Below are 6418 nucleotides of genomic sequence, written 5' to 3'. Positions count from 1 at the left end.
ACCCAGCCTACTCCTCTGCAACAAACAGCTTTGGATTTGCTGGGAGTTGGGTTGTAGTGTACCCATGTAATTGGCCGAGCTTGAACCCTTAAAGCCAAGCCCAGCATACCTTCCCCCTTTTTGTCAAAAGGGAACTCCAGTCTAATCTCAGCTTTATTGCCTATTAATTTTGAGTAATAGAGAGTAAAAAGGCATTTTTTTGAAAAACTTCCATTTATTTAATTAATATTGTAGAGATATTCCAACTTTTAATATGTCAAATCGCAGCAAATATGGGATTGCAAAATATCTCTAGTTTGGTTTAAATGAGAAGTTACAAAGTCCTGAAGCCCCAAGAAAAATGAAAGCTCAACAAATGTTAGCAAATGCCTTTGAAATGTCCGGCGTCGGACTCCACAGCGGCGCTGTTACTAAAGTGCGAGTCCTACCAGCATCGCCCGGTGAAGGTCGCTACTTTGTGCGAGTAGATTTGCCAGAACAGCCAATAATTCCAGCACGCCTCGATGTTGTCAGTCAGACTGTTCTCTCGACTCAGTTGGGTCAGGACTCGGTATCTGTCCGCACGGTGGAACACTTGTTGGCTGCATTGGCGGCGATGGGTGTGGATAACGTTCGGATTGAGATCGATGGCCCGGAAGTGCCGCTTTTGGATGGTTCGGCTAAAGTTTGGGCTCAAGAAATAACTCAAGCAGGGTTAATCTCCCACACGGACGCAGGCGAGACGCCTGCGCTACTCCAAGAACCGATTTGGATTTATCAAGGCGATGCTTTTGTGGCGGCATTCCCGGCGGCGGAAATTAGATTTAGCTACGGGATTGATTTCGACTTGCCAGCGATCGGCAATCAGTGGTACAGTTGGTCGCCAAGCAGGGAAAGTTTTGCTGTGGCGATCGCTCCCGCTCGTACTTTTGGTTTGGCACACCAGATCGACGAGTTACGCGCCAAGGGTTTAATTAAAGGAGGCAGTTTGGAAAATGCGATCGTTTGCGGTGAGTCCGGTTGGATTAATCCTCCATTGCGATTTCCAAATGAGCCAGTGCGTCATAAAATTTTAGACTTAGTAGGCGATCTGAGTTTACTGGGAAATTTTCCGGTAGCCCACTTCCTCGCCTACAAAGCCAGCCACAACCTGCATATCAAATTGGCGCGGTTGTTGCAACAACAAGGACTGGGGATGAGGAATTAGGAGATTTTTGACTTTTGACTTTTGACTTTTGACTTTACCCAGTCCCTTCTTCTGCACTCACACACCAGCATCCATCTATCCACTCATGTCTACATTGATTGACGTAAACACACCCGACTCCCAAACTTCAACAGAAGTAAAATTAGGCAATGGTTCTGCCACATCTACCAAAACAATTTTGACGAGCGAAGAAATTCAGAAACTGCTGCCGCACCGCTATCCTTTTTTACTCGTAGACCGGATTATCGATTATGTACCGGGAAAGCTGGCAGTCGGGATTAAAAACGTCAGCATCAACGAACCTCATTTTCAAGGTCACTTTCCAGGACGTCCTCTGATGCCTGGTGTACTGATTGTGGAAGCTATGGCTCAAGTTGGTGGTATAGTTTTGACTCAGTTACCCGATATTGAAGGCAGCTTGTTTGTGTTTGCTGGCATTGATGGCGTCCGTTTCCGCCGTCCTGTCGTACCGGGCGACCAACTGGTGATGACTGCGGAACTGTTATGCGTCAAGCGGCGTCGCTTTGGTAAAATGCAGGCTCGTGCTGAAGTGGACGGCCAACTGGCTTGCGAAGGCGAACTGATGTTTTCCCTTGTAGACTAAAGCTGGTAATGGGTGATGGAGAATTTTGGATTTTAGATTTTAGATTTTAGATTGGGATTCAATCTGTTATTTTGCGATCTAAAATTTGAAATTTTCTCACTTAGCGATTAATAACCAGCAATTAGCAGCACACAACTCACAAATGCCTACCCTGATTCATCCCACATCTGTAATTCATCCCCACGCTGAGCTGCACCCCTCTGTTCGGGTAGGCGCTTATGCGGTGATTGGTGAAAAAGTAAAAGTTGGTGCCGAAACTGTTATCGGTCATCATGCAGTAATTGAAGGGCCAACAGAAATCGGCGAACGCAATGAAATTTTTCCCGGCGCAGCAATTGGCTTGGAACCCCAAGATTTAAAATACGATGGCTCCCTCAGTTGGGTGAAAATCGGTGATGGCAATAAGATTCGCGAATATGTCACCATCAATCGCGCTACCAATGCAGGTGAAGCTACGGTGATTGGCAATCACAATCTCTTGATGGCATATGTTCACGTTGCTCACAATTGTGCGATCGAAAATTCTGTTGTCATCGCTAACAATGTCTCTCTAGCCGGTCACGTTCACATTGAGTCAAAAGCTGTGATTGGCGGGGTTTTGGGTATCCATCAATTTGTTCGTGTTGGCACTCTGGCTATGGTAGGCGGGATGAGTCGGATCGATCGCGATGTGCCTCCTTATATGCTTGTGGAGGGCAACCCTTCTCGTGTGCGAAGTCTCAATTTGGTTGGTATTAAACGCGCCGGTTTTACTTCTGCTGAACTCGGATATCTCAAAAAAGCTTTTCGCATTCTCTATCGTTCTGGTTTGACTCTCGATCGATCTCTCGAAGAACTCGATCTCCTTCCCGAAAACGAACAATTGCAACACTTGCTTTCTTTCCTCCGATTGTCTCTGCTTCCAGGTCGTCGCGGCCCTATGTCTGGTAAGCGTCATTCCTTGAATGAGGAATCTTAAAAAGATTATTGGTCTACAGGCTTTCTTTTTTCTAGCTTATCTGGTATTATACTTTTATAATGGGAATATTTTATAAATTTTTATTTTTGCGAATATTCCCATTATAAAAATGATATCACCAAAGCGCGTCGATTTATATTAAAATTTATTTACTTCTTTACACAGCCGTGCGTATAAAACTTTGAAGTCACAAGGAAAAACACTATTTATCAGTACTGGCGAAGTGTCTGGGGATCTACAAGGGGGGTTATTGATAGACGCCCTAAAGCGCCAAGCACAAAAATCGGGAATGGAATTGAAAATAGTGGCGTTGGGGGGTTCGCGAATGGCGCAAGCGGGTGCAACGCTGCTAGGGAATACGACAGCGATCGGTTCGGTGGGAATATTAGAATCGGTGCCTTACATTTGGCCCACCCTTCAGATTCAGCGCCGCGCAAAAGAATATCTCCAGAAAAATCCACCGGACTTGGTGGTATCGATCGACTATATGGGGCCAAATTTAGCGATCGGCAGTTATGTGCGTCGCCACTTTCCCAAAGTGCCGATAGTATATTACATCGCGCCGCAGGAGTGGGTGTGGTCGCCGAGTCTGCGAAACACCGTTCAGATTGCCAATATGACAGATTTGTTGTTGGCGATTTTTCCAGAAGAAGCGCGTTATTTCCAAAAACACGGCGTCAAAGTCAAATGGGTCGGTCATCCGTTGCTAGATCGAATGCAGAGTTTCCCCAGTCGGGAAGAAGCGCGTGTAAGATTGGGTATTCCTGGGGATGAAGTGGCGATCGCACTGTTACCCGCGTCGCGATCGCAGGAAATAAAATATGTATTGCCGATCGTGTTCCAGGCGGCGCAGCAAATCCAACAAAAAATTCCGGAAGTGAAGTTCTGGATACCCCTATCTCTGGAAGTTTACCGGGATGCAATCCAAAAAGCGATCGAAACTTACGGTTTGCGTGCTACTTTAATTAGCGAGAAGACACAGGAAGTACTGGCAGCAGCTGACTTGGCAATTACGAAATCTGGCACCGTTAATCTGGAAATGGCACTTTTGGAAGTGCCGCAAGTGGTGATTTACCGGGTTAGTCCGATTACAGCATGGTTAGCCCGCCATTTACTCAAATTTTCGATTCCTTTCATGTCGCCGCCTAATTTAGTGCAGATGAAGTCGATCGTACCGGAGTTGTTGCAAGAAGAAGCCAGTCCGGAAAATATTGTACGCGAGGCGATGAATTTGCTCAATCCCGATATCCGCAGCCAAACTTTAGCTGAATATCGCCAGATGCGTCAAACTTTGGGAGAATTGGGAGTATGCGATCGCGCTGCCAAAGCAATTCTGGAAATGTTATCAGTAGAGGTGAGAGACTAGGGAATAGGGCGTCGGGGAAGAAGGATCTAGCAGGGAGGATTTCAGAAATTAATAACATCAATAATTAGTGTGAGCGCTCACTTTCTTATATCTATAGTTTTAGGCAAAAAATTTTATAGATAGCACAATATTTTATTTTATTGCCCTTGCAATAGTTTGATTTGCTTACCACTTAAATAACTTTGTTGTGCCGTTTTAAATATAAAGTGTTAAATAACAAGACATCTATCCTTAGATAGAACTATTATGGCTTTAGAAGTTTAGAACAAGCAAGCAAAACTAAGGGGATCGCCGTTGACGCGCTTATTAGCAACGTTAATAGGCAGATAATTCAACTATTGACAAGTCAATGATTAGTATCACAATAAACAAACTTTACCGTCACATAGTTTCTTGCGGCTTAGCATCAAACTTGAAGAATAGCGTCATACTTAATCAAATCTTCCGATCCCGTGACGCATTCCAGAAATGGAAAATCTTCGATGACTTAGAATTCTCTGGCTTAGAACTATGTACGCTAAAGCTCACTGGCACCCAATCTCTATCGAAAGCCTAACCGGTCAGATCATGGTTTCTGGCCTAATGACTCGCACCGATCGCTATCAGATCAGATCTGCCTTGTTAACGGATTCGCTGAGCGAATCAGAGCAAATTTTGATCAATCGCCTACTTTATGGTATCAGGCACGGATTGCTCAGAGTAATCGATTAAATATCCATAGTTACAACTACTGGTTTTGGCGGCTTTGGACTAAAACAGATTGACGGCAACAGCGATTCGTTTGACCGCTGCGCCACAATACGAGCAAGCCTATATTGCTCGATCTTACCGCCGTATCAGCCAACTATTAAATATGACAGTAAGTATGGCTATTCCCCTAGCCCGTTTGCAAAGGCTATGCGATCGCCAACCAACCCCATAAGAACACCAAAGTTGCCACAAAACTTAAAGACATCATTAAACCGGCGGGCATAAATTTACGAGTACGGACTAACCGAGCAATAAAAATTACTACAAGTACAGCTCCTATACTGGTGGCTATTGCCAATCCGATTTGGGCTTGTTGGAGCGCTAAAAACCACGCAGCCAGTAGGGCTGCACCGCTAAGCAAGCCAGATATCAACGACATCTTACTTTTTGCTTTCAGGTAGCCGAAAATACCACCCAAAGCAACAGCCAAAGCATAAACTAGAATAGACCAGACTGCAATTAGATCCATAATTGTTGAGTTAAATTAACCGTTTGAAAAGTAGGTTAGGTGTTATGACTTTACACGATTTGGGAATGCTGTTGCTACTGTTGAGCCCCGGTCTTTTACTTTCATTTGCGATCATGGCTTCTTTTGCTGCTGGCGGCTAATCGATACCTGTGTCACTCTCCACGTCCCAAGCTGCTTGGAAAAAGTCCCGTTCGCACAGCATCGCGTAGCGATAAGTTTCCGGAAGCGTCGTTGTGGCAGTCCCATAGCGATCGACCAACCGTTCCAGTTTCTCAGCTAGCTGCACAAACTCCGGGCTACTGTAAGTGCGAATCCATTCCCCATAAACATGGTCTGGAATGCCGTTTTCGGCCAAACTATAGCCCAAAAAACTATAGAGGCGCAGACAGGGAACCATTGCGGTGGCAGTGACACCAATGTCACTGCCCCAAGCTGTTGCCAGCAAGAAGTCCGTATAACGGCGCGTCGCGGGTGTCGATCGAACTGAAAGTAAATCTATCCCCCATTGCGCTGCGTAACCTTCGTGCAGCCGCAGTTCTTCCAAAACACCGCCAGCGAGAGAGTGGAACGTGGCAAACCCATCCCAGTCAGGTGCTTTGGCAGCAGAAACGCTATAAGCACGGGCAAAAGCGCCCAAAAAGAAAGCGTCTTGTCCGACATAGTAGGCAAACCGTTTTTTGGAAAGTGTGCCCTCGGCGATACCCTGCACAAATGGATGTTTGAGACAGGCGTGCGCTAAATCTAGATTACTTTGCCACAAGTCGCTGGAGACTGTCATTATTACATTACCGCCTTGAAAAAAATCAATCTAGCAAACTATAGGAAAAAATATAGAAAAATGGTAAAATATCGAGCAAGTTTTTGTTTCATATACCATAGAAAAAATGTTAACTATATTTTCTTTGAAGATGAAAAAATTTTCAGCGCGAAAGACTTATGGTGAACCGTCAACAACCCACCGCTAAATCGGAGTACCGATTATAGCGGGGGCTTGAAATACAGCCCTAGTTGACCCGTTAATGGTAGTAATACCTACGTTTCTTGAGTCACGATACCTACAGATACGTAGCCAGTCTGTAGCTCTA

7 protein-coding genes are annotated in these 6418 nt (G+C 45.2%); 5 read left to right on the top strand and 2 right to left on the bottom strand.

Annotated features, from left to right (window positions below; all coding sequences use genetic code 11):
- Nucleotides 1–340: 340 nt before the first annotated feature.
- The 5 genes from lpxC to ACE1CD_RS00215 all read left to right on the top strand — a co-directional run bounded on the left by lpxC (nt 341) and on the right by ACE1CD_RS00215 (nt 5036).
- Nucleotides 341–1186, top strand: a complete 846-nt coding sequence (gene lpxC / locus ACE1CD_RS00235; RefSeq protein WP_374791024.1) for a UDP-3-O-acyl-N-acetylglucosamine deacetylase — start codon at nt 341–343, stop codon at nt 1184–1186.
- An 85-nt stretch (nt 1187–1271) separates the two neighbouring features.
- A complete protein-coding gene (fabZ, locus tag ACE1CD_RS00230; protein ID WP_374791026.1) occupies nt 1272–1790 on the top strand; it encodes a 3-hydroxyacyl-ACP dehydratase FabZ in 519 nt (172 codons plus the stop codon).
- Nucleotides 1791–1932: 142 nt separating this feature from the next.
- The gene (gene lpxA / locus ACE1CD_RS00225; protein ID WP_374791034.1) at nt 1933–2748 is read left to right on the top strand and encodes an acyl-ACP--UDP-N-acetylglucosamine O-acyltransferase; all 816 of its coding nucleotides are present in this window, start codon (nt 1933–1935) and stop codon (nt 2746–2748) included.
- Nucleotides 2749–2929: 181 nt separating this feature from the next.
- Complete coding sequence (gene lpxB / locus ACE1CD_RS00220) at nt 2930–4114, top strand: lipid-A-disaccharide synthase (RefSeq protein WP_374791028.1); 1185 nt, start codon at nt 2930–2932, stop codon at nt 4112–4114.
- Between the two features lie 760 nt (nt 4115–4874).
- On the top strand, nt 4875–5036 hold the full coding sequence (locus tag ACE1CD_RS00215; RefSeq protein WP_374791030.1) for a hypothetical protein: 162 nt from the start codon (nt 4875–4877) through the stop codon (nt 5034–5036).
- Here the strand turns inward: ACE1CD_RS00215 and ACE1CD_RS00210 are convergent.
- The gene (locus ACE1CD_RS00210) at nt 5010–5333 is read right to left on the bottom strand and encodes a TMEM14 family protein (protein WP_190473032.1); all 324 of its coding nucleotides are present in this window, start codon (nt 5331–5333) and stop codon (nt 5010–5012) included. The genes ACE1CD_RS00215 and ACE1CD_RS00210 overlap by 27 nt on opposite strands.
- A gap of 136 nt (nt 5334–5469) precedes the next feature.
- A complete protein-coding gene (locus tag ACE1CD_RS00205; RefSeq protein WP_374791032.1) occupies nt 5470–6111 on the bottom strand; it encodes a TenA family protein in 642 nt (213 codons plus the stop codon).
- Between the last annotated feature and the right edge of the window lie 307 nt (nt 6112–6418).

Source organism: Aerosakkonema sp. BLCC-F183 (assembly GCF_041929145.1).
GTDB lineage: Bacteria > Cyanobacteriota > Cyanobacteriia > Cyanobacteriales > Aerosakkonemataceae > Aerosakkonema.
The sequence above is the reverse complement of the archived record's forward strand: the minus strand, read 5'-3'. Positions and strand labels throughout refer to the sequence as shown.